The organism is Streptomyces coeruleorubidus (assembly GCF_008705135.1).
Classification (GTDB): Bacteria; Actinomycetota; Actinomycetes; order Streptomycetales; family Streptomycetaceae; genus Streptomyces; species Streptomyces coeruleofuscus.
In genome coordinates this window covers 536,401-560,426 of the sequence record NZ_CP023694.1, presented here as the reverse complement: position 1 = coordinate 560,426, position 24,026 = coordinate 536,401, and the positions used below count along the sequence as shown (strand labels likewise).

At 70.6% G+C, this 24,026-nt stretch carries 19 protein-coding genes; 10 read left to right on the top strand and 9 right to left on the bottom strand.

What is annotated here, in order from left to right:
* Positions 1 to 288: 288 nt before the first annotated feature.
* The 6 genes from urtA (at position 289) to CP976_RS02630 (ending at position 10,613) form a co-directional block, all read left to right on the top strand.
* On the top strand, positions 289 to 1,539 hold the full coding sequence (gene urtA / locus CP976_RS02655; RefSeq protein WP_150478827.1) for an urea ABC transporter substrate-binding protein: 1,251 nt from the start codon (positions 289 to 291) through the stop codon (positions 1,537 to 1,539).
* Between the two features lie 114 nt (positions 1,540 to 1,653).
* On the top strand, positions 1,654 to 2,538 hold the full coding sequence (urtB, locus tag CP976_RS02650) for an urea ABC transporter permease subunit UrtB (RefSeq protein ID WP_150478826.1): 885 nt from the start codon (positions 1,654 to 1,656) through the stop codon (positions 2,536 to 2,538).
* On the top strand, positions 2,535 to 3,656 hold the full coding sequence (urtC, locus tag CP976_RS02645) for an urea ABC transporter permease subunit UrtC (RefSeq protein WP_150478825.1): 1,122 nt from the start codon (positions 2,535 to 2,537) through the stop codon (positions 3,654 to 3,656). The genes urtB and urtC overlap by 4 nt, the downstream gene beginning before the upstream one ends.
* Positions 3,653 to 4,426, top strand: coding sequence for an urea ABC transporter ATP-binding protein UrtD (gene urtD, locus CP976_RS02640; protein WP_150478824.1), 774 nt, complete (start codon positions 3,653 to 3,655; stop codon positions 4,424 to 4,426). Before urtC ends, urtD begins: the two co-directional genes overlap by 4 nt.
* Before the next feature lie 5 nt (positions 4,427 to 4,431).
* Positions 4,432 to 5,124, top strand: a complete 693-nt coding sequence (gene urtE, locus CP976_RS02635; RefSeq protein ID WP_150485182.1) for an urea ABC transporter ATP-binding subunit UrtE — start codon at positions 4,432 to 4,434, stop codon at positions 5,122 to 5,124.
* Positions 5,125 to 5,402: 278 nt separating this feature from the next.
* Complete coding sequence (locus tag CP976_RS02630; RefSeq protein ID WP_150478823.1) at positions 5,403 to 10,613, top strand: family 43 glycosylhydrolase; 5,211 nt, start codon at positions 5,403 to 5,405, stop codon at positions 10,611 to 10,613.
* A 79-nt stretch (positions 10,614 to 10,692) separates the two neighbouring features.
* Here the strand turns inward: CP976_RS02630 and CP976_RS02625 are convergent, their stop codons facing one another.
* Positions 10,693 to 11,112 (bottom strand): (2Fe-2S) ferredoxin domain-containing protein, encoded by a 420-nt coding sequence (locus tag CP976_RS02625; protein ID WP_150478822.1) that lies wholly within the window; start codon positions 11,110 to 11,112, stop codon positions 10,693 to 10,695.
* On the bottom strand, positions 11,109 to 11,243 hold the full coding sequence (locus CP976_RS44280; protein ID WP_268250147.1) for a hypothetical protein: 135 nt from the start codon (positions 11,241 to 11,243) through the stop codon (positions 11,109 to 11,111). The genes CP976_RS02625 and CP976_RS44280 overlap by 4 nt, the downstream gene beginning before the upstream one ends.
* Positions 11,244 to 11,289: 46 nt before the next feature.
* Between CP976_RS44280 and CP976_RS02620 the strand changes: the two genes are divergently transcribed.
* Positions 11,290 to 12,036: a phosphotransferase family protein gene (locus CP976_RS02620; RefSeq protein WP_150478821.1), complete on the top strand. Its 747-nt coding sequence runs from the start codon at positions 11,290 to 11,292 to the stop codon at positions 12,034 to 12,036.
* Positions 12,037 to 12,069: 33 nt separating this feature from the next.
* Here CP976_RS02620 and CP976_RS02615 read toward each other — a convergent pair whose 3' ends face one another.
* The gene (locus CP976_RS02615) at positions 12,070 to 13,068 is read right to left on the bottom strand and encodes a helix-turn-helix domain-containing protein (protein ID WP_150478820.1); all 999 of its coding nucleotides are present in this window, start codon (positions 13,066 to 13,068) and stop codon (positions 12,070 to 12,072) included.
* A gap of 116 nt (positions 13,069 to 13,184) precedes the next feature.
* Here CP976_RS02615 and CP976_RS02610 point away from each other — a divergent pair, with 116 nt between their 5' ends.
* Positions 13,185 to 13,604, top strand: a complete 420-nt coding sequence (locus tag CP976_RS02610) for an MmcQ/YjbR family DNA-binding protein (protein WP_150485181.1) — start codon at positions 13,185 to 13,187, stop codon at positions 13,602 to 13,604.
* A 9-nt stretch (positions 13,605 to 13,613) separates the two neighbouring features.
* On the top strand, positions 13,614 to 16,745 hold the full coding sequence (locus tag CP976_RS02605) for an ATP-binding protein (protein WP_150478819.1): 3,132 nt from the start codon (positions 13,614 to 13,616) through the stop codon (positions 16,743 to 16,745).
* Here CP976_RS02605 and CP976_RS02600 read toward each other — a convergent pair.
* Positions 16,726 to 17,517, bottom strand: a complete 792-nt coding sequence (locus tag CP976_RS02600; protein WP_150478818.1) for an ABC transporter permease — start codon at positions 17,515 to 17,517, stop codon at positions 16,726 to 16,728. The genes CP976_RS02605 and CP976_RS02600 overlap by 20 nt on opposite strands.
* Positions 17,514 to 18,485 (bottom strand): ATP-binding cassette domain-containing protein, encoded by a 972-nt coding sequence (locus CP976_RS02595; RefSeq protein WP_150478817.1) that lies wholly within the window; start codon positions 18,483 to 18,485, stop codon positions 17,514 to 17,516. Before CP976_RS02595 ends, CP976_RS02600 begins: the two co-directional genes overlap by 4 nt.
* A 187-nt stretch (positions 18,486 to 18,672) precedes the next feature.
* Between CP976_RS02595 and CP976_RS02590 the strand changes: the two genes are divergently transcribed.
* Entirely contained in the window at positions 18,673 to 19,626 is a 954-nt protein-coding gene (locus tag CP976_RS02590) for a sugar-binding transcriptional regulator (RefSeq protein ID WP_208838923.1), read from the top strand.
* A gap of 85 nt (positions 19,627 to 19,711) precedes the next feature.
* On the opposite strand, the gene CP976_RS02585 is transcribed toward CP976_RS02590, so the two are convergent.
* The 4 genes from CP976_RS02585 to CP976_RS02570 all read right to left on the bottom strand — a co-directional run bounded on the left by CP976_RS02585 (position 19,712) and on the right by CP976_RS02570 (position 23,951).
* A complete protein-coding gene (locus CP976_RS02585) occupies positions 19,712 to 20,485 on the bottom strand; it encodes an SDR family oxidoreductase (RefSeq protein WP_150478816.1) in 774 nt (257 codons plus the stop codon).
* An 81-nt stretch (positions 20,486 to 20,566) separates the two neighbouring features.
* Positions 20,567 to 22,075, bottom strand: coding sequence for an FGGY family carbohydrate kinase (locus tag CP976_RS02580; RefSeq protein ID WP_150478815.1), 1,509 nt, complete (start codon positions 22,073 to 22,075; stop codon positions 20,567 to 20,569).
* On the bottom strand, positions 22,072 to 23,061 hold the full coding sequence (locus CP976_RS02575) for a transketolase family protein (protein ID WP_150478814.1): 990 nt from the start codon (positions 23,059 to 23,061) through the stop codon (positions 22,072 to 22,074). Before CP976_RS02575 ends, CP976_RS02580 begins: the two co-directional genes overlap by 4 nt.
* The gene (locus CP976_RS02570) at positions 23,058 to 23,951 is read right to left on the bottom strand and encodes a transketolase (protein WP_150478813.1); all 894 of its coding nucleotides are present in this window, start codon (positions 23,949 to 23,951) and stop codon (positions 23,058 to 23,060) included. The genes CP976_RS02575 and CP976_RS02570 overlap by 4 nt, the downstream gene beginning before the upstream one ends.
* Between the last annotated feature and the right edge of the window lie 75 nt (positions 23,952 to 24,026).

Sequence of the window (24,026 nt, the reverse complement as noted above, 5' to 3'; positions counted from 1 at the left end):
GAGACGCCGTCAACAGTGCGCCGCCGGCGACGGCTTTTCTCTTTTTTGACCTACCGAGATATTTCCGCTGGAAACTGTTCTTCAATTGCACAGAAACGCAGTTGAAACAGTTCCGCCGCAGGCTGTGGACGCACTTCAGCGACCAGCCCGGAGGTCACCCCGGAACGGCTGGGGGACTCGCGCGCCAACGCCGCTGCCTCGCTGAAGGGCGCCCCATCCACTCCCTCCATTCCTTCCCGAGGGTCTTCCGCTCATTTCGCACCGCCCTTCGGGGCAAGGAGGTATTGAATGTCCGGGTTCAGCATCAGCAGACGCGGTCTCCTGGCGGGCGCATCCGCCCTCGGCGCATCGGCCGCCCTCAGCGCGTGCGGCGCCAAGACCGGCAGCGACACGTCCTCCGCAGGCGCCAAGGCGGACACCTCCGGCGACACCGTCAAGGTGGGTCTGCTGAACTCGCTCTCGGGCACCATGGCCATCAGCGAGGTGACGGTCCACAACGCGCTGCTGCTCGCGGTCAAGGAGATCAACGCCGCCGGCGGCGTGCTCGGCAAGAAGCTCAAACCGATCAGCCAGGACGGCGCCTCCGACTGGCCCACCTTCGCCGAGAAGGCGCAGACCCTGATCACGGACGACAAGGTCGTCGCCACCTTCGGCTGCTGGACCTCCGCCAGCCGCAAGGCCGTCAAGCCCGTCTTCGAGCGCAACAAGTCGCTGCTGTTCTACCCCGTGCAGTACGAGGGCCTGGAGCAGTCCCCGTACATCTTCTACATCGGCGCGACCACCAACCAGCAGATCATCCCCGCGCTGGACTACCTCAAGAAGCAGGGCCTGACCAAGCTCTACCTGGTCGGCAGCGACTACGTCTTCCCGCGCACCGCCAACAAGGAGATCAGGGCGTACGCGAAGGCCAACGGCATGGAGATCGTGGGCGAGGACTACGCGCCGCTCGGCTCCACGGAGTTCAGCACCATCGTCAACAAGGTCAAGGACGCCGGCGCGGACGCCGTGTTCAACACCCTCAACGGCGACAGCAACGTGGCCTTCTTCAAGGAGTACAAGTCCGCCGGGCTCACCGCGAAGAGCCTGCCGGTGCTGTCGGTGTCCATCGCAGAGGAAGAGGTCAAGAGCATCGGCACCCAGTACCTGGAAGGCCAGTTGACCGCCTGGAACTACTACCAGACCACTCCGGGCGCGGCGAACGAGAAGTTCGTGAAGGCGTACCAGGCCGCTTACGGCAAGGACAAGCCGACCAGTGACCCGATGGAGGCCGCCTACATCTCGGTCTACCTGTGGAAGGAGATGGTCGAGAAGGCCGGCTCCTTCGACGTGGCGAAGGTGAAGGCCGCCTCGGACGGCATCGAACTCGACGCCCCCGAGGGCAAGGTCACCGTCGACGGCGCCACCCAGCACGTCTACAAGACGGCCCGCATCGGCAAGGTCGGCTCGGACGGTCTCATCACCGAGGTGTGGAACTCGGGCAAGCCGATCAAGCCGGACCCGTACCTGAAGGGCTACGACTGGGCCTCCGGTCTCTCCTGACCCGGCTCGGCTCATCCCCCCGGGCAGACCCGGCCTTGCCCCCAGGCCGGGTCCGCCCCGCGCCCGCGCACCCCGCACGCACCCGGTACCCCCGTCCTTCTCCGGAGCCGCTTCATGACGGTCATCCTCAACCAGTCCTTCACCGGCATCAGCATCGGTGCCGTCCTCCTGCTCATCGCGCTCGGCCTGACCCTGACCTTCGGTCAGATGGGCGTGATCAACATGGCGCACGGCGAGTTCATCATGGCCGGCGCCTACACCACGTACGTGCTGCAGAAGTCCATCAGCAGCGCCGGTGTCTCCCTGCTCGTCGCCCTGCCGCTGGCCTTCCTCGTCGCCGGAGCCATGGGTGCCCTGCTGGAATGGCTGCTCATCCGGCGCCTGTACACCCGGCCGCTCGACACCCTGCTGGTCACCTGGGGCGTCTCGCTGATGCTCCAGCAGCTCGCCCGTGACCTCTTCGGCGCCCCGAACGTCCAGACCGCCGCCCCGGACCTGCTGACCGGCAACATCTCGGTCGCGGGCATCACCCTCGCCAACAACCGGCTGTTCATCCTCGGCCTCGCCCTGCTGTGCGTCCTCGGCCTCACGCTGATCCTGCGGCTCACCCCGCTCGGACGCCGTATCCGGGCCGTCGTCCAGAACCGCGACCTCGCCGAGGTGTCGGGCATCGCCACCGAGCGGGTCGACCGCACCACGTTCTTCATCGGCTCGGGCCTCGCGGGTGTGGCAGGTGTCGCGCTCACACTGGTCGGCCCGATCGGCCCGACGATGGGCACCAACTACATCGTCGACGCCTTCCTGGTCGTGGTCGTCGGCGGCATCGCCCAGCTCAAGGGCAGCGTCATCACGGCCTTCGCGCTCGGCGTGCTCCAGTCCGTGCTGGAGTACTCCACGACCGTCAGCGTCGCCAAGGTCATCGTGCTCGTGGCGATCGTCGCCATCCTCCAGTGGCGACCCCAGGGCCTGTACACACTGCGCACCCGGAGCCTGGCATGACGACAACGACCTCCCCGACCAGGACGACATCCGTCGTGCAGCCGTCGGCGTCCCTCCCGGAACGCTTCCGCGTCCCCAGCGCCTTCCTCCTCGGCGCGGTCCTGCTCCTCGGCGTGGCCCCGCTCGTCCTCTCCGACTTCCGGCTCAACCTCCTGGCCAAGTACCTGTGCTACGCGATCGTGGCAGTCGGCGTGAGCCTCGCCTGGGGCAGGGGCGGGCTGATGGTGCTCGGCCAGGGCGTCTTCTTCGGCCTCGGCGGCTATGCCATGGCCATGCACCTCAAGCTCGCCGACGCCGCCGCCACCGGCCAGACACTGCCCGACTTCATGCAGCTCTACGGCACCGGTGACGCGCTGCCCTGGTGGTGGAAGCCCTTCGCCGATCCGGCCTTCGCTCTCGCCATGACCGTGCTGCTGCCCATGGCGGTCGCCGCGCTGCTCGGCTTCCTCGTCTTCCGCCGCCGGGTCAAGGGCGCCTACTTCGCGATCCTCAGCCAGGCGCTCGCCGCCGCCCTGGCCATCTGGCTCGTCGGCCAGCAGGCCACCACGGGCGGCACCAACGGCCTGACCGACATCCAGGGCTTCTTCGGCTACGACCTCAACGACCCCGCCAACCAGCGGACGGTGTACTTCATCATCGCCGCCGTGCTGCTGTTGCTGATGGCCGCCGCCCGCCAGCTTTTCCTCAGCCGCTACGGCGAACTCCTCATCGCCGTACGGGACTCCGAGGAACGGGTGCGCTTCCTCGGCTACAACCCGGCCAACGTCAAGCTGGTGGCGTACGTCGTCGCGGCCGGCATGGCGGGTCTGGCCGGTGCCCTCTTCGTGCCCGCGGTCGGGATCATCTCCCCGGCCCTGATCGGGATCGTGCCCTCCATCGGCTTCGTCATCGGCGCGGCGGTCGGCGGCCGGGCCAGCCTGGTGGGCGCGGTGCTGGGTGCGATCGCGGTGGCCTGGACGCAGAGCACGCTCTCGGACGCCTACCCCGCCGCGTGGACGTACCTCCAGGGTCTGCTGTTCGTTGTGGCGGTCGGCTTCCTGCCCGGTGGCCTGGCCTCGCTGGTCACCGTCCTGCGCAAGCGCCGTATCCCTACCCGTACGACTGGAGAGACAGCATGAGCGGCGAGGGACTGACCGTCCGCGACCTGCGGGTCACGTTCGACGGGTTCAAGGCCGTCGACGGCGTGGACCTGGACATCCGCCCCGGCGACCTGCGCTTCCTCATCGGCCCCAACGGCGCCGGCAAGACCACCCTCGTCGACGCGGTCACCGGACTGGTGAAGGCCACCGGGTCCGTGCGCTTCGGCGGCGAGGAACTGCTGGCCAAGCCCGTGCACCGCATCGCCCGCCTCGGGATCGGCCGCACCTTCCAGACGGCCACGGTCTTCGAAGAGCTGACCGTCCTGCAGAACCTCGACATCGCCGCCGGAGCCAGGCGCGGCCCGCTGACGATGCTGCGGCGCCGCAAGGGCATCCCCGAGGCAGTGACGAAGGCACTGGAGACCACCGGCCTCACCGACCTCCGTGACCGCCCGGCGGGCGTGCTCGCCCACGGCCAGAAGCAATGGCTGGAGATCGGCATGCTGCTCGTCCAGGACGTGAAGCTGCTGCTGCTCGACGAGCCCGTCGCCGGCATGAGCCACGAGGAACGCGAGGCCACCGGCGAACTGCTGCAACGGGTCAGCGAGGACCACACGGTCGTCGTCATCGAGCACGACATGGACTTCATGCGCTCCTTCGCCCGCAGCGTCAGCGTCCTGCACGCCGGCAAGGTGCTCAGCGAGGGCTCGGTCACCGAGGTCCAGGCCGACGCCAAGGTCCAGGAGGTCTACCTCGGCCGCGCCTCCGAACCCGAGCCCGCTGCCGTTCCTGTCCCTGAGGAGGCGTGACGCCCATGCTGGAGATCAACACCGTCCGGGCGGGCTACGACCGTACGACCGTGCTGCACGGAGTGACCGTCGCGGTACCGAAGGACGGCGTCGCGGCCGTCCTCGGCCACAACGGCGCCGGCAAGAGCACGCTCCTGCGGGCGGCCATGGGGCTGATCAAGCCGGCGGGCGGCACGATCCTGCTGGACGGCGAGGACATCACCCGCCTCGCTCCGCACCAGCGGGTCGCCCGCGGTATGGCGTACGTCCCGCAGGGCCAGCAGTCCTTCCCGCACCTGACCACCGCCGAGAACCTCCAACTCGTCGCCGACGGACGCCCCGACGGCAAGGCGGCGATCGCCGAGGCGCTGGACCTCTTCCCGGTCCTGCGCGAGCTGTCCGGCCGTCGCGCGGGCCTGCTCTCCGGCGGCCAGCGCCAGCAACTCGCCATCGCCCGCGCCCTGATCACCCGTCCCAGGCTTCTCCTCCTCGACGAACCCACCGAGGGCATCCAGCCCTCCGTCGTCGCCGAGATCGAGGAGACGATCCTCGCCCTCACCCGGCGCGGTGGCCTGTCCGTCCTCCTCGTCGAACAGCACGTGGGCTTCGCCATGCGGGCGGCCCGGCAGTACTACGTGCTGGAAGCGGGCCGGGTGACCTCCTCCGGCGAGGGCGGGGTGGAGTCCGAGCAGACCGTCAGGGCGGCGCTCAGCGTATGACGGAAGGGGCAGGCGCCACGGACGGTGGCGTCCTGCCCACACGCAGAGCGCCCGGCTCACCCCTCGTAGACCACCACGAGCCGGTCAGATCTTGTTCGACCTGTCGGACATTGTTCGGAACCTATTGACGCTGCCCGGGACGTCGAATGAGACTCTCGCAACACACGTCACCTGCGTGTAACGGCAGGCCCCCGGCAAAGACTTGCCGTCGCCTCGTCGACCCCTCGTCTTCGTTCCGCCTTGTCCGTCAGCAGCTTGCCTCAGCAGGGAACCCCGACATGACGCACGTCGCACGATGCGCACGACTTCGCTGCCGCGCGAGACGTCGGGCGGGCCATCTCGCCGGACTGACCGCCGCGTCGATGCTCTTCACCCTCGCCGGACCCGCCGCTTCAGCGCAGGCGGCACCGGCGGTCGTAGCCTCGGAGATCACCGACGGCCTGGCCCTGTGGTACAAGCTCGACGCCGATTCCGGCAGCACCGTGACCGACGCCTCCGGCAACGGCCGGAACGGCACCGTCAGCGGTACCGCCGACTGGTCGGCATCCGGTCAGGGGCTCGCCTTCAACGGATCCGACACCTACATCAAGGTGCCGGACGACGTCATGAAGGGCATGGACTCGATCACCGTCTCCATGGACGTACTCATCGATTCCGCCCAGAGCACGCCCTACTTCATCTACGGCTTCGGCAACACCAGCGCGGGCAACGGCAACGGCTACCTGTTCACCACCGGCAACTCCTTGCGCACCTCCGTCGCGACGGGTAACTGGTCGACCGAGCAGACCACCAAGCCGTCCGACTCCCACAACCTGACCCGCGGGGTGTGGAAGCACATCACCTACGCCCAGACCGGCTCCACGGGCGTGCTCTACGAGGACGGCGTCGAGGTCGGCCGCAACACCTCGGTCACGACCACACCCGGCGCCATCGGCTCCGGCACCACCACGGCCAACCACATCGGCAAGTCCGTCTACGACGGCGACAAGCTCTTCAAAGGCCGGATACGCGACTTCCGTGTATACGACCGGGCGCTGGCCGGCTCGGAGGTCGAGCAGCTCTCCCTCCCCGTCGCCACGCAGGGCGTCGCCGACGACAAGGACGCCCTGAGCCTCGGTGACACCAGCGGCGTCACCTCCGACCTGGACCTGCCCAGGACCGGCACGGCCGGTGGCTCCTCCATCAGCTGGGACAGCGACAACCCGTCCGTGGTCTCGGACACCGGGAACGTGACCCGCCCCGAGGCCGGCTCACCGGATGGCCACGCCACGCTCACGGCGACCCTGAAGAAGGGCACCGTGACCGGCACCAAGACCTTCGACGTCACGGTCCGGCCCGCCCTCGACGACGACGCCGCCACCCGGCAGGCCGCCGAGGCGCTCACGGTGCACAACCTCGACGACGCACGCGGCAACCTCACCCTGCCCAGGAGCGGCGCCTTCGGCACGACCGTGACCTGGTCCTCCGCCAAGCCGGACGTCGTCTCCGCCGACGGCGAGGTTCACCGCCCCGCGCACGGCGACGGCGCCACCACCGTCGAGCTGACCGCCACCGTCACCAAGGGCGAGGCCGAGGCCACGCGCGTCATGACGGCCAAGGTGCCCGAGCTGCCCGCCAAGGCTGACCTCAAGGGCTACATGTTCAGCTACTTCACCGGCGAGGGCACCTCGGACGGCGAACAGCTCTACGCCGCCCTCAGCAAGGGCAACGACCCGCTGCACTGGCGCGAGCTGAACGACGGCAAGCCGGTCCTCACCTCCACGCTCGGCGAGAAGGGTCTGCGCGACCCGTTCATCATCCGCTCGCCGGAGGGCGACAAGTTCTACCAGATCGCCACCGACCTCAGGATCTACGGCAACGGCGACTGGGACGCCTCCCAGCGCACCGGCAGCAAGTCCATCATGGTCTGGGAGTCCACCGACCTGGTGCACTGGACGAACCAGCGTCTGGTCAAGGTCTCACCCGACAGCGCGGGCAACACCTGGGCTCCGGAGGCGTTCTACGACGCCGAGCGCGGCGAGTACGTGGTCTTCTGGGCGTCGAAGCTGTACGACAACGCCGACCACTCCGGCGACACGTACAACCGCATGATGTACGCCACCACCCGCGACTTCCACACCTTCAGCGAGCCCAAGGTCTGGATCGACCGCGGCTACTCGGTCATCGACTCCACGATGATCCGGCACGACGGGACGTACTACCGCCTGTCCAAGGACGAGCGGAACAACTCCTCCTCCACTCCCAACAGCAAGTTCATCTTCCAGGAGAAGAGCGACTCGATCCTGGACCCGTCCTGGACCGCGGTCGCCGAGGGCATCGGCAAGGGCGCGATGAACGCCGCCGAGGGACCGCTCGTGTTCAAGTCCAACACCGAGGAGAAGTGGTACGCGTTCCTCGACGAGTTCGGTGGCCGCGGCTACATCCCGTTCGAGACGACCGACCTCGACTCCGGCACCTGGACCCCGTCCACCGGCTACGACCTGCCCGCCAAGCCCCGCCACGGCACCGTGCTGCCGGTCACCCAGGCCGAGTACGACCGGCTGCTGCGCGCCTTCCAGCCCGACCAGCTCGTGAAGAGCGTCGAGGACGTGTCGGTGAAGACGCGGGTCGGCGTCGCCCCGGTCCTGCCGGCCACGGTCGTCGCCGAGTACGCCGACGGCGTCAAGCGGCCGGTCTCCGTCGACTGGGAGGACGTCCCGGCGTCGAAGTACGCCCAGGCCGGCACCTTCACCGTCACCGGCAGCCTGCCCGGCGGCGCCGCGATCCCGGTCCGGGCCGAGGTCACCGTGTCGGACGAGGGACCGGACGTCCCGGCGGACCTGCTCCTGCACTACGACTTCGACGAGACCAGCGGCAGCATCGCCCGTGACTCCAGCGGGCACGGCCACCACGGCACGTACGTCCGCACGCCCGACTTCGGCAGCGGCGTGCACGGCGGCTCGTTCAGGATGTCCGGCGACTCCGCGTCGCCGTACGTGAAGATCCCGAACGGCGTGCTGAAGAACGCCGACAGCGTGACGGTGTCGACGTACGCCAAGTGGAAGGGCGGCAGCAGCTTCCAGTGGCTGTTCGGGCTCGGACCCGACAGCGACAAGTATCTGTTCGCCACTCCGTCCAACGGCGGCTCCAGCCTCTACTCGGCCATCACGAAGGCGAGTTGGTCGGCGGAGTCGAAGCTCACGGCCGGCTCGCAGCTCACGCCCGGCCAGTGGCGGCACGTCACGGTGACGCTGGACGGCGCCACCGGCACCATGGTCCTCTACGCCGACGGCGTCGAGGCGGCCCGCACGACGACCAGCATCAAACCGTCCGAGCTGTACGACGCGGCCAAGGACTACAGCGGCTACATCGGCCGGTCGCTGTACGCGGCGGACCCGTACTTCGGCGGCGAGGTCGACGACTTCCGCGTCTACGACCGTGCCCTCGGCGGCGCCGAGGTCATGGAACTCAGCGGCAACACCGCGGGCATCGCCAAGGTGACGCATCCGGCGCTCAAGGTCGACGCGCTCGTCGACAACGCGGGCGGCACGATCACCCTGCCGATGAAGGAGGGTACCGATCTCACCGCGCTCGCACCGGAGTTCGCGCTCGCCGAGGGCGCGACGATCAGCCCCGCCTCCGGCAGCGTGCGCGACTTCACCCAACCGGTGACGTACGAGGTCACCGGGTCGGACGGCAAGAAGCGCACCTGGAAGGTCTCGGCGCTGATCATGAAGACACCGGTCCTGCCGGGGCTGAACGCCGACCCGGACATCGTGCGCTTCGGCGACACCTTCTACATCTACCCGACGACCGACGGCTTCGAGGGCTGGAGCGGCACGCAGTTCAAGGCCTACTCCTCCACGGACCTGGTCCACTGGAAGGACCACGGCGTCATCCTCGACCTGGGGCCGGACGTCAGCTGGGCGGACAGCAGGGCCTGGGCTCCGGCGATGACCGAGAAGGGCGGGAAGTACTACTTCTACTTCTGCGCCGACGCGAACATCGGCGTCGCGGTGTCCGACTCGCCCACCGGGCCGTTCAAGGACGCCCTGGGCAAGCCGCTGCTGAAGGCCGGTGACTTCCGCGGCCAGATGATCGACCCGGCGGTCTTCACCGACGACGACGGCACGAAGTACCTCTACTGGGGCAACGGCCGCGCCTACGTCGTGCCGCTGGGCGACGACATGGCCTCCGTCGACACCTCGAAGGTCCAGGACATCACCCCGAGCGGCTACAACGAGGGCACCTTCGTCATCAAGCGCAAGGGCACCTACTACTTCATGTGGTCGGAGAACGACACCCGGGACGAGAACTACCGCGTCGCCTACGCGACCGGTCCCTCGCCCACCGGTCCGTGGACCAAGCAGGGCGTGATCATGGAGAAGGACCTGTCCCTGGGCATCAAGGGACCGGGCCACCACTCCGTCGTCCACGTCCCGAACACCGACGACTGGTACATCGCCTACCACCGCTTCGCCATCCCCGGCGGTGACGGCACCCACCGCGAAACCACCATCGACAAGCTGGAGTTCGACTCCGACGGCCTGATCAAGAAGGTCGTCCCGACCCTCGGCGGCATCGACCCGGTCACCGTCGTCCACGCCGGGCCGGACGCCACCGGTGCCGAGGGAGAGGCGATCACGCTCGCCGGCACCGTCTCCGGGGCCGGCACCCCCAAGTGGACCGTCCAGGACGGCGCACCGTGCGCCGTCAAGGATCCCGCGTCGGCCCGGACGACCCTCACCTGCACCGACGACGGCACCTTCCAGGTCACCCTGACCGGCGGGCGCGGCAGCGACACGACGTCGGTCAAGGTCTCCAACGCCGTCCCGTCGATCACGTCCGCCAAAGGCCCCGGCTCGCCCGTCCGGGCGGGCAAGGCCGCCATCGTCACGGCGTCCTTCGACGATCCGGGCTCGGCCGACCGCCACACCTGCCAGGTCGACTGGAAGGACGGCAGCCGGCCGACGGCCGGCACGGTCACCGACTCCGGCTGCCGCGCCGCACACGTCTACGACGACGCGGGCATCCACCGCCCGGTCGTCACGGTCACCGACGATGACGACGGCACGGACTCCACCACGCTCGCCGAGCTGATCGTCTACGACCCGGCCGCCGGATCCGCTGCCGGCGCCGGCACGATCACCTCGCCGGCCGGTGCCTACCCGGCCGAGCCGGGACTGACCGGAAAGGCGGCGTTCACCCTGGGCGCCCAGTACCGGAAGGCAGCCACTGTCCCCACCGGCAAGGCCACGTTCGTCTTCGGCTCCGCCCGGCTCACCTTCCGCTCGACCGGCTCCGACTGGCTCGTGGTGAACGGCTCCCAGGCCACCTATCAGGGCACCGGGACGGTGGGCGGCAAGGGTGGCTACGCCTTCAGAGTCACCGCCACCGACGGCCCGGACACCTTCCGCATCAAGATCTGGAAGAAGTCCACCGGTGATGTCCTCTACGACAACAGGACCGGCGCCAGGACGAAGGGCGTCGTCACCATCGGAAACCACTGACGCTAGGGCCGCCTTCGGAGATCACCGGTTGGTGAGTCCATGGTGGCTTGATGCCGCGCCGTGAACTGACTGTCTCGCGTCAGCCCTCCACCTGTCCCCGCACCCGCCGCGACGGTGTGAAGCCGTACAGGTCGAGGATGCCGGGCGGGTCGGCGAGGCCAGGTCCGCCCTGTTCGATCCAGGTGGTGATGTCGGCGGTGGCGTCGGGGTCGTTGACCAGGCCGAGCCACACCGGCCGGCCGCCTGCCGCGCGGCCGGCGGGTGAGGGCTGCACGACGACGACGTTGGCGTGCTCGCAGGCGTCCAGGCAGTCGGTGACCCGGACGGTGGCGGTGCCGTCGAGCGCCTGGCGAAGGCCGCGCAGCTGAGCCGCGTGGTCGAAGCCGGGGATCTTCGGCGTGCCGCAGCAGCACCCCCGGCACACGGTGACCGTGCACCGCGCCGTCCGGGCCGACGTGGGGGAGACGGCAGCGGCAGTACGGCGGGAGCGCTTGCTCACGCGGTGTCCTTTCCCGTGACGCTGGGGTCCTCGTGCCCGGCGACGCCGAGCCACAACAGCAGCGTACCGACCAGGCCCCAGGCGACCAGCACGGCGGTGAACACCCCGGCGACGGCCAGGTTCTGGGTCACGCGATGAGCCCGGCGACGTCGACGGTCGTCCGGGATACTGCTCGGCATGGATGAGGTCGAGGTCGTCGTCGCTCACTCCGAGCGCGCCACCCTGCGCGTCGGTGACGTGTTCTTGAAGGTGGACCGCGATCAGGCGCGCATCGATGTCGAGGTCGAGGCGCTGGCCCTGGCGCCGGTACCGACCCCGGAGGTCCTGTGGCGCAAGCCGCCCGTGCTCGCGATCGCCGCTGTCCCGGGGACGGCGCTCGGCCGCCTCGGCGAGCCGTCGACCGCGTCGCCGGCGGCGTGGGCCACGACGGGTGCCGCCATCCGGAAGTTGCACGACGGGCCGTTGCCAACCCGGCCCGGCCGGGCTGGACGGGGTCTCGACGAGTTGGCGGCGGAACTCGACGGCGAGTGCGAATGGCTCGTGGCGAACGGCGTTCTGCCCGCCGACTTGGTCACCCGAAACCGCCAGGTCGCCGAGGCCGCGCTCCGGCCGTGGACTCCGGTGTTCACGCACGGCGACCTGCAGATCACTCACGTTTTCGTCGACGGCGACGAGGTGACCGGCATCATCGACTGGTCCGAAGCGGGCCAGGGCGATGCCCTGTTCGACCTCGCCACCTTGACGCTCGGACACGAGGAGCACCTCGGCGACGTCGTCGCCGGCTATGGCACAGACGTCGACCTCGACGTGGTCCGCGCGTGGTGGTCGTTGCGAAGCCTGCTGGCGGTTCGCTGGCTGGTCGAGCACGGCTTTGACCCGTTCGCGCGGGGCTGTGAGGTCGACGTGCTGAGATCCCGGCTGTGAGGCTGCGCGGGCTCGACTGCGCCCCGCTCGTTTTCAGGGATTCGGGGTGGCCTGACGAGCCGCGTAGGCGGTGGGTGTGAGGCCGGTGTGGTGCCGGAAGAAGCGGCCGAAGTTGGCCGTGTCGGTGAAGCCGAGGTGGTCGGCGACTGCGCGGGCGGTCCATCGGGCGTGGCCGAGGAGGCGGCGCGCTTCTAGCAGGCGGCGCTGATCGATGACCTGCCGTGCTCCGGTGCCGACGGTGGCCCGGGCGGCGCGGCTGAGGGTTCGTACGGAACAGCCGAGCAGCCGGGCGTAGTCGTCGACGCGGTGCAGCTCGCGGAAGTGCAGCTCCAGGACGTCCAGGAACCGTTCGTAGACCGGCCGTCGTGCCGAGGCGTCGCCCGGGGAAGTGGGTTCGGCGGCGACCGGAGCTTGTGTGACGTCCGGTGAGTTGGCGAGGCGGAGCAGCAGGGCTTCGAGGAGGCTGCACCGCAGTGCGTGGTGGGCCGCGAGCGGACGGCGTCCCAGCGCCCGGTGTTCGTCGAGGAGCTGGAGCGCGGTCTGCTCGAGCCAGGTGGCGTCGTCGGGATGCGGTGTCAGTACGGCGGGGGCGTCGTGCGAGGTGAGGGGAGCCAACTGGCGGGCGATGTCGGGCCGGAGAGCCTCCGGTTCGAACAGGATGAAGGGGCCATGGGCGGTGCCGGGGTCGTGCCAGCACTGCACGTGCCCGGGGCGCACCCACAGCCATTGGCCGGGAGCGACGGTGCGCGTGACGTGGTCGACGTCGTGCCGCAGTGCACCCTCCGTCACGAGGATCAGGTAGTGGAAGGTGGCACGGCCCGGACGGGGCGGGTTCCACGGCCAGTCGTCGTGGTCGGCGTGGAAGTCCTCGACGGTGGTCACTTCCAGCCCGTACGGGGTGCCGACCGGGGGCTGGAAGCCGTACAGCGGGACGGACTTGGGCTCTGCGTGTGCGGCGGGGACGGGCCGCGGCACGAAGAGGGCGGAAGGAACCCGCTCTGACCGCGATGGATGTCGCCTGTCGACCATCATGTGTCCGCAGTTTATCGCTCGACGTGTCGTTCGCGGGGACAGGATGGTGACCGCGGCCACCGCGTGTGCGTGCTCCGCCGGGCGGGGCGTACCGATCGATGAAGGAGCTGATGACCATGGACGGAGAGACGCTGCAGAAGACCGCGGCGGACTGCGCCGAGGAACTTCCCGGGGCCGGGCTGGAGCACCCGTTCGGCCCCGAGTGGGAGGTGTACAAGGTGCGCGGCAAGGTCTTCATGCTCATGACGCAGGTGACGGGTGAGCCCATGGTGATTCTCAAATCGGCGCCCGACGAGGCGACCGTCCTGCGTCACGAGTACGCGGAGATCACCCCTGGCTACCACATGAACAAGAAGCACTGGATCACGCTGGAGGGCGGAAACACGGTCGACGAGACGCTGGTGAAGGAGCTCGTGACCGACTCCTACCTACTGGTCGTCAGCGGGCTCGCCAAGTCCAAGCAGCCCGTCGACCCGCACACCTACGGCCTGCGGGGGCGATCCCGTTCTCCTCGGAGTCGCGGGCGACTTGGCTAATCTGCACGCGTGACCACCGACCTCACCTTCCTGCCGCGCGTCGCCCATCGCGGACAGGAGATCACCGCGCCCCGGCTCCGCGGCCTCCTCGCGCTGCTTGCCGGCGACTTACGCACGGGCTGCAGCACCGAGCGCCTGGTGGCGGGGCTGTGGCCGGACGAGTTGCCGGAGCGGCCGGCGAAGGCGGTGCAGGTCCTCGTGTCCAGGGCGCGGGCGCAACTGGGCGCGGACGTCATCGTCGGCACGCCGAGCGGATACCGGCTCACCCTCGCCGAGGACCAGGTCGACAGCTCCGCCCTGCTGTTGCACGCCGCCGCGAGCGCGGACCGGGCCAGGGCCGGGGACCATGCGGGATCGCTGGCCGAGGCCGAGGCCGGGCTCGCGCTGTGGGAGGGCACGCCTGACGCGCCGTACGACCCCGGCGACCCTGTAGCCGCGCTGCGCGCCGAGCGCGCTCCCGTCCGCGGCGCTCTCATCCGCGCGCGGGCGCTCGCGCTCGCCCGCCTCGGACGGCACGCGGAGGCGGCCGGGCCGCTGGCCGTGGCCGCCTCGGAGCATCCGCTCGACGAGGAGGTGCTCGCCGAGCTGCTGCGCTGCGAGGCAGCGACGGCGGGCCCGTCCGCCGCGCTGACGCGGTACGAGGCATACCGCCGTGAGCTGCGCGAGAGGCTCGGCACGGATCCGGGCGCCACGCTCAAGTCCGTACAGCGGGAACTGCTGCGCGGCGAGGCACCTGTCGTCCGGCACGGTGTGCCGCACGAGCCGAACCCGCTCCTGGGGCGGGACGAGGACATCGCGGCGGTGCAGCGGCTGCTGAGCGCCTCCCGTGCCGTCACCGTCGTAGGGCCCGGTGGCCTCGGCAAGACCCGGCTCGCGCACGCCGTCAGCCGCCGGGCCGAGCAGCGCCTGGTGCATTTCGTGCCGCTCGCCGGCGTCACAGCGGACGAGGACGTGGCCGCGGAGGTGGCTTCCGCGCTCGGCGCGGGCGAGGGGCGGCCCGCTGCCATGAGCGGCCACGCCTCGGCCGATCCGGTGTCCGGCATCCTCGGCGTGCTCGGCTCCGGGCCCGCGCTGCTGGTCCTCGACAACTGCGAGCAGGTCATCCGGGGCGCCGCCGACCTCGTACGGGCCCTGGTCTCGTCCTCCAAGGACCTGCGGGTACTCGCCACCAGCCGGGCCCCGCTCGGCCTCACCTCGGAAGCGGTGTACGCGCTGCCGGAGCTCGGTCTCGACACCTCGGTCGAACTGTTCACCCAGCGTGCCCGGGCCGCCCGTCCCGGAGTCGAGCTGCCGCCGGACGCGGTGGCCGGGCTGTGCCGCCACCTCGACGGGCTGCCGCTCGCCGTGGAGCTGGCCGCGGCACGGGTGCGGGTCCTTTCGGTGCCGGAGATCGCCCGCCGCCTCGGCGACCGGTTCGCGCTGCTGCGCGGCGGGGCTCGGGACGTACCGGAGCGCCACCGCACGCTGCACGCGGTCGTGGAGTGGAGCTGGAACCTCCTCGACGAGGACGCCAGGGCGCTGCTGCGCACGATGTCCGTCTTTCCCGGCGGCTTCTCCGCGGATGCGGCGGAGCATGCGCTTGGCGAGGACGCGCTGTTCCTGCTCGAGCAGGTGGCCGATCAGTCGCTGCTCACCGTCGCCGACACCCCGGCCGGCGTGCGGTTCCGGATGCTGGAGACCGTACGGGAGTTCAGCGCGGCCAGGCGTGCGGAGGCGGGAGAGGACGAGGAGGCCATAGGCCGGTTCCTCGCCTGGGCGCGGGACTTCGGGGTCACGTACCACGACTGGATCTTCGGTGCGAAGCCGCTGACCGCCCGGGAGCGGATCAGGGGCGAGCAGGACAACCTCGTGCTGGCCCTGCGACACGCCCTGGCCCGTACGGACGGCCCCACCATCGCCGCCCTCACCGCCGTCCTCGCCGCCCTGTGGTCCACCGGCTCCGACTACCCCCGCCTCACCGCCCTCGCCGCGGACACCGGCCCGCCGCTGTCGCACTACCACCCCGAGCCCGAATACGTCGAAGTCGCCCGCGCCGCCGCGGTGTTGTGCGCGGCGAGCCTGTTCATGGGCTACGGCCCGCACGTCGTACGCCAGCTCGTCACCCTCCGGCGGCTGCCCCCGGCCCCGCCGGACACGCTGGTGCGCGCCACGGCAGTCGTACTGAGCGCGGTTCCCGAGATGCTGCCTCCCGACTACGACGTGCTGCGGAAGCTCTGCGACAGCGAGCAGCCGCTGCTCGTCGGCGTCGCCGAGTGCGTAGCCACCTACGTCTGGGAGTACGAGCACGACCTCGACCGCGCGCTCGCCTCGGCGCGCCGGATCGTCACCGCACTGGCGCCGGTCGACAGCCCGTTCCTCCAGGTCATGGGCTACGCCCGGCTGGGTGAGCTGTGCTTGAAGACGGAGCAGGGCGAGGCCGCGTACGGGTACCTCAAGGCGGTGCTCGAGGCGCTGCCGCGGCTCGGCGGCGAGCACGACTTGCTCGGCGTCCGCTGGGGCCTCGCCCTCGCCTGCCTGCAGCGTGGCGACCCCGATGAGGCCGAGTACTGGCTGCGGCAGGCGGAGGGCGACAACACCCCGCAGGACGACTCCTTCTCCGACCTCGGCGGACGTGCCGAGATCGCGCTCGCCCGCGGACTGACCGAGGTCGGGCTCGGCTTGTGGCGCAGCGCCGCGGAGCTCGTGGCCGCGTTCGGCTCGATGCACAGCGGCGACCCCTTCCTCGACCGGTGGGCCCTGCAGATCCAGTCGGTGGCGGTGACGGCGCACGCGCATGCCGGCCGCCTCGACCTGGTCGCGGAGCCGGTCCACCGGCTGCGGCAGGGGCTGCGGACTCTGCTCTGCGGTCCGTCCGGCTCGCCCATGGATCTCCATCTGTCAGGGACGGCGCTCCACGCGCTCGGCATGGCAGGGCTCGCCTCCGGCGACGCCCGTGCCGTGCGGATGATCGCGCTGGCGGAACGGCTGCGGGTGCTGCGCGAGTTCCAGCCGACGATGTCGGCGGACCGCGCCCGGAAGGCGGCCCAGGACGCCGACAGGGCGGCCTACGCCGACGCGGTGTCGGAGTACGCCGCCCTGGAGCGGGACGAGCTGCGGGAGGCGGCCCGCACTGTCATGGCGCTTACTTCGGGTCGCGGTTGAACAACGCCGTCGACCAGCGGTAGCCGAGCGCGGTCAGGCCGACGCACCAGGCGATCGCGAACCACCCGTTGTTGCCGATCTCGGTGCCGAGCAGCAGCCCGCGCAGCGTCTCGATGGCGGGCGTGAACGGCTGGTACTCGGCGATCGGCTGGAACCAGCCCGGGATCGCGTCGATGGGGACGAAGGCGCTCGAGATGAGCGGGAGGAGGATCAGCGGCGTTGCCATGTTGCCGGCCGCCTCGGGGTTCGGGCTGGCCATGCCCATCCCGACCGCGATCCAGGTGAGCGCCAGGGTGAACAGCGCGACCAGTCCGAACGCCGCCAGCCACTCCAGAGCCGTGGCGTCCGTGGACCGGAAGCCGATGGCCACGGCGATGGCACCGACGAGGACCAGGCTGGCGAGCACCTGCAGCACGCTGCCGACGACGTGCCCGACGAGCACGGACCCGCGGTAGACCGCCATCGTGCGGAAGCGGGCGATGAGGCCCTCGGTCATGTCCATGGAGACGGAGATCGCGGCCCCGATCACGGTGCTGCCGACGGTCATCATCAACAGGCCCGGGACGAGATACGCGATGTAATCGGAGCGGTCCGCGCCGCCGCCCTCGATGCCCGCGCTCATCACGTCTCCGAAGACGTAGACGAAGAGCAGCAGCAGCATGATCGGCGTGAGGAGCAGGTTCAGGGTCATGGACGGGTAGCGCCGCACATGCAGCAGGTTGCGGCGCAGCATCGTGTTCGAGTCGCGGACGGCGAGGGAGAGGGCGCTCATCGGACGGTCTCCTTGGACTGGTCGGGGACGCCGGCACCGCCGGTCAGGGCGAAGAACACGTCGTCGAGGTCGGGGGTGTGCACGGTCAGCTCGTCCGCCTCGACGCCGGCCGAGTCCAGCCAGTCGAGGATGGAGCGCAGTTCGCGCTGGCTGCCGTCGCTGGGGATCTGCAGCGCCAGAGCCTCGTCGTCCCTGGTGGCCTCACGCAGGGAAACGGTGGCGGACTGGTACGCGGCCGGGTCGGTGAAGCGCAGCCGGACGTGTCCGCCCGGGACGAGCCGCTTCAGCTCCCCGGCGGTGCCCTGGGCGGCGATCTTGCCGTCGTTGAGCACCGCGATGCGGTCGGCGAGTTCGTCGGCCTCCTCCAGGTACTGGGTGGTGAGGAAGACGGTCACCCCGTCGGCGACGAGTTCGCGGATGATCTGCCACATGTTGTGGCGGCTGCGCGGGTCGAGGCCGGTGGTCGGCTCGTCGAGGAAGATGATCCGCGGGTTGCCGACCAGGGTCATGGCGATGTCGAGGCGGCGCTTCATCCCGCCGGAGTAGGTGGAGACGGGCTTCTTCGCGGCCTCCACCAAGTCGAAGCGCTCAAGGAGTTCGGCGGAGGTACGGCGGCCCTCGCTGCGGGAGAGGTGGTGCAGGTCCGCCATGAGGAGCATGTTCTCCTCTCCGGTGATCAGCCCGTCGACGGCGGAGAACTGCCCGGTGACGCCGATCACGGCCCGCACGGCCTGCGGGTCGTCGGCCAGGTCGTGTCCGCCGACGTGCAGCTCGCCGGCGTCGGCGGTGATGAGGGTGGAGAGGATCTTGACGGCGGTGGTCTTGCCGGCGCCGTTCGGGCCGAGCAGGGAGAACACGGTGCCGGCGGGCACAGCGAGATCGATACCGTCGAGCACCGTCTTGTCCCCGTACACCTTGCGCAGCCCCTTGGCCGCGATGGCGAGTGAGCGGGATGTCGTCGTCGTCATGCCGCAGAGGTTGCGGCAGGGCGCATTCAGCGTGGTTTCAGGGCGCTTTCAGCGCCCCGAGGCCGGGGGTTGCCTCGGAGCCGACCTTCCGGCCTGTGCGAATATCTATGCAGGGCCGTGGAGGCAAGCGTGGGCACGCGTGTGCTCCGGCGGCTCGGACGGCAGGAGACGACAGGAGAGGTGTCCCGTGGCGATCGTCGGCGAGGAACTGCGGATGATGACGCACGTGGCCCGGCTGTATCACCTTCAGGGCATACGACAGCCGGAGATCGCGGCGCGGCTGGATCTGTCGCAGGCGAAGGTGTCGCGGCTGTTGAAGAAGGCGCAGGACCGGGGCATCGTGCGGATCACCGTGACGCCGCCGTCCGGCACCCACCCCGACCTGGAGGACGGTCTGCAGGAGCGGTACGGGCTGAAGCTCGCCCTGGTCGTCGACACCGCTCCGGACAACGAGCGCACGATGCTCGGCGATCTCGGCGCGGCTGCCGCCTACTACCTCCAGACGACGTTGCGCTCGAGCGACACCGTGGGCATTTCGTCATGGAGCGCCAGTCTGCTCGCCACGGTGCAGGCGATGCAGCCGGTCCCCGGACTGAAGGGCGTGCGCATCGTGCAGGCGGTGGGCGGCATCGGCGATCCCGCCGCGGCGGGCCACGCCTCGCGTATGACCGGGCAGCTCGCGCAGTTGGTGAACGGTGAGGCCGTCTATCTTCAGGCGCCCGGTGTGGCCGGGTCGGCGGAGAGCGCGCAGGCGCTGCGCGCGGACCCGTTCGTGTCGGCGGCCCTGGGCGAGCTCGGCGACCTGGACGTGGCGCTGGTGGGCATCGGCGAGATCACACCGTCCAGCACGCTCGCCCGCAGCGGCAACGCCTTCTCCGACGAGGAGCGCGCCGGGCTGGAGAAGCTGGGCGCGGTGGGGGATGTGTGCCTGCGGTTCTACGACGCCGAGGGCCGGCCGGTCGAGTCGGAGCTGGACTCCCGGGTCGTCGGCATCAGCCGTGAACAGCTTGCCGCCGCCCGCCGGAAGATCGGGGTGGCGGGCGGCAGTCGTAAGCACAAGGCGATCCGGTCGGCCGTGGCGGGCGGCCTGGTGGATGTGCTGGTGACTGATCAGGAGACGGCTGCGGCCTTGATGGCCTGATCCCCGGGCACGGCTTCGGCTGGACCGGAGTCGTCCCGGTATTGCCGACAGCGGTCCCGGGAGCGCTACGGGTGCCGGGCACCTCTCACCAGCAGACGTACCCGCCGTCGACGATCAGGTCGGAGCCGGTGACGAAGGACGCGGCGTCGGAGGCGAGGAACACCGCGGGGCCCACCATCTCCTCGACCTCGGCGATACGGCCCAGCGGGGTGTCGGCGGCGTACGCCTTGAGGCGCTCGGCCACCTCGGGCCGCTTGTTCATCGGGGTGAGGGTGTAGCCGGGGCTGATCGAGTTGACCCGGATGCCGCGGTCGGCCCACTCCGTGGCCAGGCTCCTGGTGAGGTGCATGACGCCGGCCTTGGAGGCGTTGTAGTGGGCCTGAAGCAGTCCGCGGTTGGCGATGGTCCCGGACATGGAGGCGATGTTGATGATCGAGCCGCCGCCGTGGGCGAGCATCACGCGGGCCTCGGCCTGGGCGCTGAGGAACACGCCCGTGAGGTTGATGTCGACGACACGGCGGAAGTCCTCGGCGGGCATGTCCTCGGCGGCGGTGGCGCCGGCCACGCCCGCGCAGTTGACCGCGGTACGGATCGGGCCGATCGATTCGGCGGCGGTGCGGACGGCCTCGGCCAGGGACTCGGGGGAGGTGACGTCCCCGCCGACGCCTACCGCCCTGCCGCGCGCCGCGACGATCTGGTCGGCGGTGGCCCGGGCGGCCTCGGCGTCACGGTCGAAGCAGGCGACGTCGGCGCCGCAGGCGGCGAAGCCCAGGGCGATGGCCCGGCCGATGCCGCTGCCCGCGCCGGTGACGAACGCGGGCTTGTCTTCGAGGGAGAACGCCTCGGGGGTGAAGGTCATGGTGCGGCTCTTTCAAAGTGGTGAGGCAGGGGTGAGTCAGCGGAGGAAGACGGGCGCCGGTGCTGTCGGTCCCGGTGGCTTTCAGGTCCGCTTTCCGCGCGCGCAGGCGACCGCGTCGCGCCAGCCGGCCATACGGCGGTTGCGCCACGCGCCGTCCTCGTGCGAAGCGAAGCGGGTGCCCTGCGGTGTGAGCTCGGGCAGGTCGGCGTCGTCCCAGACGCCGAGCGCGGTGCCGGCCAGGTATGCGACGCCCAGGGCGGACACCTCCGGCCGGCCGGCGCGTAGCACGGGTCGGCCTATCAGCTCGGCCTGGAGGGCCATGAGGCGGTCGTTGCCCGTCGGACCGCCGTCCGCGCGCAGCTCGGCGACCGAGCCACCGAGGACGGTGTCGAAACGGGAGAGCGTGTCGGCCACCTGGAAGGCCATCGACTCGACCGCGGCACGCGCCACTTCGGCGGGGCCGGTGTCGAAGTCCATGCCGACCAGGAGCGCGCGGGCGCCGCGGTCCCAGTACGGGGCGCCCAGTCCGGAGAACGCCGGGACCAGGTACACCTCGGAGGCCTCCCGCGCGTCGACCGCCAGGGCGGCGATGCCGGCGGAGTCGGTGCCGAGCAGCCGGGCGGCCCAGCGGATCGCCGTGCCCGCGGAGGCTATGTTCGCCTCCAGGGCGTGCGCGGCACCGCCGTCCCGGGTGCGCCGCCACGCCAGGGTGGCGGCGATGCCCCCGGCGGGCCGGTGGCCCTCGGGGTTGAGGACCATGAGCGAGGCGCCGGTGCCGTACGTGGCCTTCACCACGCCCGGCCTGCCATGGCTCTGCGCGAAGAGCGCGGCGTGCGAGTCCCCGAGCACCGCCGCGATGGGCAGCCCGTGCGCGAGGCCCGGTACGTTCCGGGTGTGGCCCAGCTCCTCGCCCGTACCGTCCGAGGCGGCGATGCGGGGGAGTGCCGTACGGGGGATGCGGAACAGGTCGAGCAGGTCGGGATCCCATTCGGCGTCGTCCACGCGCACGAGCTGGGTACGGGAGGCGCAGCCGGTCTCGGTGGCATCGGTGGCGCCGCCGGTGAGCCGGTGCAGCAGCCAGGCGTCGACCGTGCCGACGCGCAGCCGGCCGGCGGCGGCCGCCTCGCGGCTCGGGTCGAGCCGGTCCAGCAGCCACTCGGCCTTGGTCGCGGAGAACATCGGGTCGACCGGCAGACCGGTGCGGCCGCTGATGAGCTCACCCTCGGGCGAGGCGGTCAGCTTGGCGCACCGCTCGGCGGTCCGCCGGTCCTGCCAGCTGACGAGCGGCGACAGCGCGGCCCCGGTGACCGGGTCCCAGACCAGGACGGCCTCACGCTGGACACTCAGCCCGAGGCCGACGACGCGCGTGCCCGCGGTGGCGGCCTGGGCGGCCAGTTCCTCGGCCACGCCGGTGACGCTGCGCCACAGGGCGGCCGGGTCCTGTTCGACCCACCCGGGCTCCGGGTACTGCTGGGTCAGGGGCCGGTGCGCGGTGGCGACGACCCGTCCGTCCTCCTCGACGAGCAGTCCCTTCGTGCCGCTGGTGCCCTGGTCGAGGGCGAGGACGGCGCCTCTGCTCACGGCACTCACGCCGCCGCTCCCTGCCCGGCGCCTGTCAGCTCGCGCGCGGCACGGGCGATGGCCTCGGTGTCGATGCCGAAGTACTCGGCCAGGAAGGCCGGACTGCCGGTCGGGGTGAACTCGTCGCGCACGCCGAGCAGCTTCATCGGCACGGGCTCGCGGGCGGCGAGGAACTCCGCGACGGCGCTGCCGAGCCCGCCGTGGACGTTGGCCTCCTCGACGGTGATGATGCGGCCGGTCTCGGCGGCTGCCGCGAGCAGCGTCTCCTCGTCCAGCGGCTTGACGGTGGAGAAGTTGAGCACACGGGCGTCGACCCCCTCGGCGGCCAGCTTTGCGGAGGCGGCCAACGCGGCGGAGACCGTCGTGCCCACACCGATCAGCGTAATGTCACGGCCGTCACGCAGACATGCGGCGCGTCCGGCCTCGAAGGGGACGTGGGGGGCCAGGTCCGGCACCTTGGTGCGGCCGATGCGCAGGTAGACGGGGCCGTCGTACTGGTGGGCCCAGAGCATAGCCTCACGCGTCTCGGCCGGGTCGGCCGGTGCCAGGACGACCATCTCGGGCAGGGTGCGCAGCCAGGCGAAGTCCTCGACACCGTGGTGGGTCGGGCCGAGCTGACCGTAGGCGAAGCCGGGGCTCATGGCGCACAGCTTGACGTTGGTGCGCGAGTAGGCGACGTCCGCCTTGATCTGTTCCAGGGCGCGGCCGGTGAGGAAGGGAGCCGCGGCGCAGACGAACGGGACGCGGCCGCCGTTCGCGAGGCCGGCGCCGGCGCCGACCATGAGCTGCTCCGCGATGCCGACGTTGACCAGCCGGTCCGGGAAGCGCTGCTGGAACTCCTTGAGGTTGGAGGAGCCGACGGAGTCGTTGCACACGGCCACCGTGCGCGGGTCGGTCTCCGCGAGCTCGATCAGCGTCTCGGCGAACGTCTTGCGGCAGTCGTGCAGCTCGGCGGCTGCGGCGGTGGCGGTGCTCGCTGCGGCGGTGGTGCTCATCGGGCGGTCAGCTCCTCGAAGGCGGCGGCGGTCTGTTCGGCGGTGGGCACCTTGTGGTGCCACTCGACGCGGTCCTCGATGAAGGACACGCCCTTGCCCTTGATCGTGTCGGCGATCAGGCACAGGGGGCGGTCGTCGAGGGAGCGCTCCTCGCTCAGGGCCTGGTAGAGAGCCTCGTAGTCGTGGCCGTCGACGGCGCGGACGTCGAAGCCGAAGGAGGCCCACTTGGCGTCGAGCGGGTCCAGGCCCGAGGTCTCCTCAGTGGCGGCGCCCTGCTGGAAGCGATTGCGGTCGACGATCACGGTCAGCCGGCCGAGACGCTGCTGGGACGCGCTCATCGCGGCCTCCCAGTTGCTTCCTTCCTGGAGCTCCCCGTCACCGGTGAGTACGTAGGTGCGGCGGCTGGAGCCGTCCAGCTTGGCGGCGACCGCCATCCCCACGGCCACCGGGAATCCGTGCCCCAGCGGACCGGTGTTGGTCTCCACCCCGGGCACCTTCCGGCGGTTGGGGTGGCCGTTGAGCGGCGACAGCGGCTCCATGAACGTCGTCAGCTCGGCCTCGGGGAAGAAGCCGGCGTGCGCCAGGGCCGAGTACAGGATGCCCGCGGCGTGGCCCTTGCTCAGCACGAACCGGTCCCGCTCGGCCCACTCCGGCTCCTCGGGGCGGACGTCGAGCACCGCGAAGTACAGAACGGTGACGATGTCGGCGGCGGAGAAGTCACCGCCGATGTGGCCCTGACCGGCCCGGCTGATCATCTCCAGATCGCTGCGGCGGATCGAGTAGGCCAGCTCCCTCAGGCGCGCGGCGCGCTCTGCCGGGGGCGCCGCGCGCAGCTCGCGCCGGAGACCGGCAAGCCGCGCCGTGGCGCTGGGGACTGGTGCGAGAACCATGGTGCATATCCATTCAGGTCTGCGTTTCGATTCATTCGAAGTGAAGCCCGCGAAACCGGATGAGTCAAGGGGGTC

What these genes read in the sequence shown, in the direction of transcription:
- urtA (WP_150478827.1), top strand. Translation starts at nt 289, where the DNA reads ATGTCCGGGTTCAGCATCAGCAGACGCGGTCTCCTGGCGGGCGCATCC.
- urtB (WP_150478826.1), top strand. Translation starts at nt 1,654, where the DNA reads ATGACGGTCATCCTCAACCAGTCCTTCACCGGCATCAGCATCGGTGCC.
- urtC (WP_150478825.1), top strand. Translation starts at nt 2,535, where the DNA reads ATGACGACAACGACCTCCCCGACCAGGACGACATCCGTCGTGCAGCCG.
- urtD (WP_150478824.1), top strand. Translation starts at nt 3,653, where the DNA reads ATGAGCGGCGAGGGACTGACCGTCCGCGACCTGCGGGTCACGTTCGAC.
- urtE (WP_150485182.1), top strand. Translation starts at nt 4,432, where the DNA reads ATGCTGGAGATCAACACCGTCCGGGCGGGCTACGACCGTACGACCGTG.
- CP976_RS02630 (WP_150478823.1), top strand. Translation starts at nt 5,403, where the DNA reads ATGACGCACGTCGCACGATGCGCACGACTTCGCTGCCGCGCGAGACGT.
- CP976_RS02620 (WP_150478821.1), top strand. Translation starts at nt 11,290, where the DNA reads ATGGATGAGGTCGAGGTCGTCGTCGCTCACTCCGAGCGCGCCACCCTG.
- CP976_RS02615 (WP_150478820.1), bottom strand. Translation starts at nt 13,068, where the DNA reads ATGATGGTCGACAGGCGACATCCATCGCGGTCAGAGCGGGTTCCTTCC.
- CP976_RS02610 (WP_150485181.1), top strand. Translation starts at nt 13,185, where the DNA reads ATGGACGGAGAGACGCTGCAGAAGACCGCGGCGGACTGCGCCGAGGAA.
- CP976_RS02600 (WP_150478818.1), bottom strand. Translation starts at nt 17,517, where the DNA reads ATGAGCGCCCTCTCCCTCGCCGTCCGCGACTCGAACACGATGCTGCGC.
- CP976_RS02595 (WP_150478817.1), bottom strand. Translation starts at nt 18,485, where the DNA reads ATGACGACGACGACATCCCGCTCACTCGCCATCGCGGCCAAGGGGCTG.
- CP976_RS02585 (WP_150478816.1), bottom strand. Translation starts at nt 20,485, where the DNA reads ATGACCTTCACCCCCGAGGCGTTCTCCCTCGAAGACAAGCCCGCGTTC.
- CP976_RS02575 (WP_150478814.1), bottom strand. Translation starts at nt 23,061, where the DNA reads ATGAGCACCACCGCCGCAGCGAGCACCGCCACCGCCGCAGCCGCCGAG.
- CP976_RS02570 (WP_150478813.1), bottom strand. Translation starts at nt 23,951, where the DNA reads ATGGTTCTCGCACCAGTCCCCAGCGCCACGGCGCGGCTTGCCGGTCTC.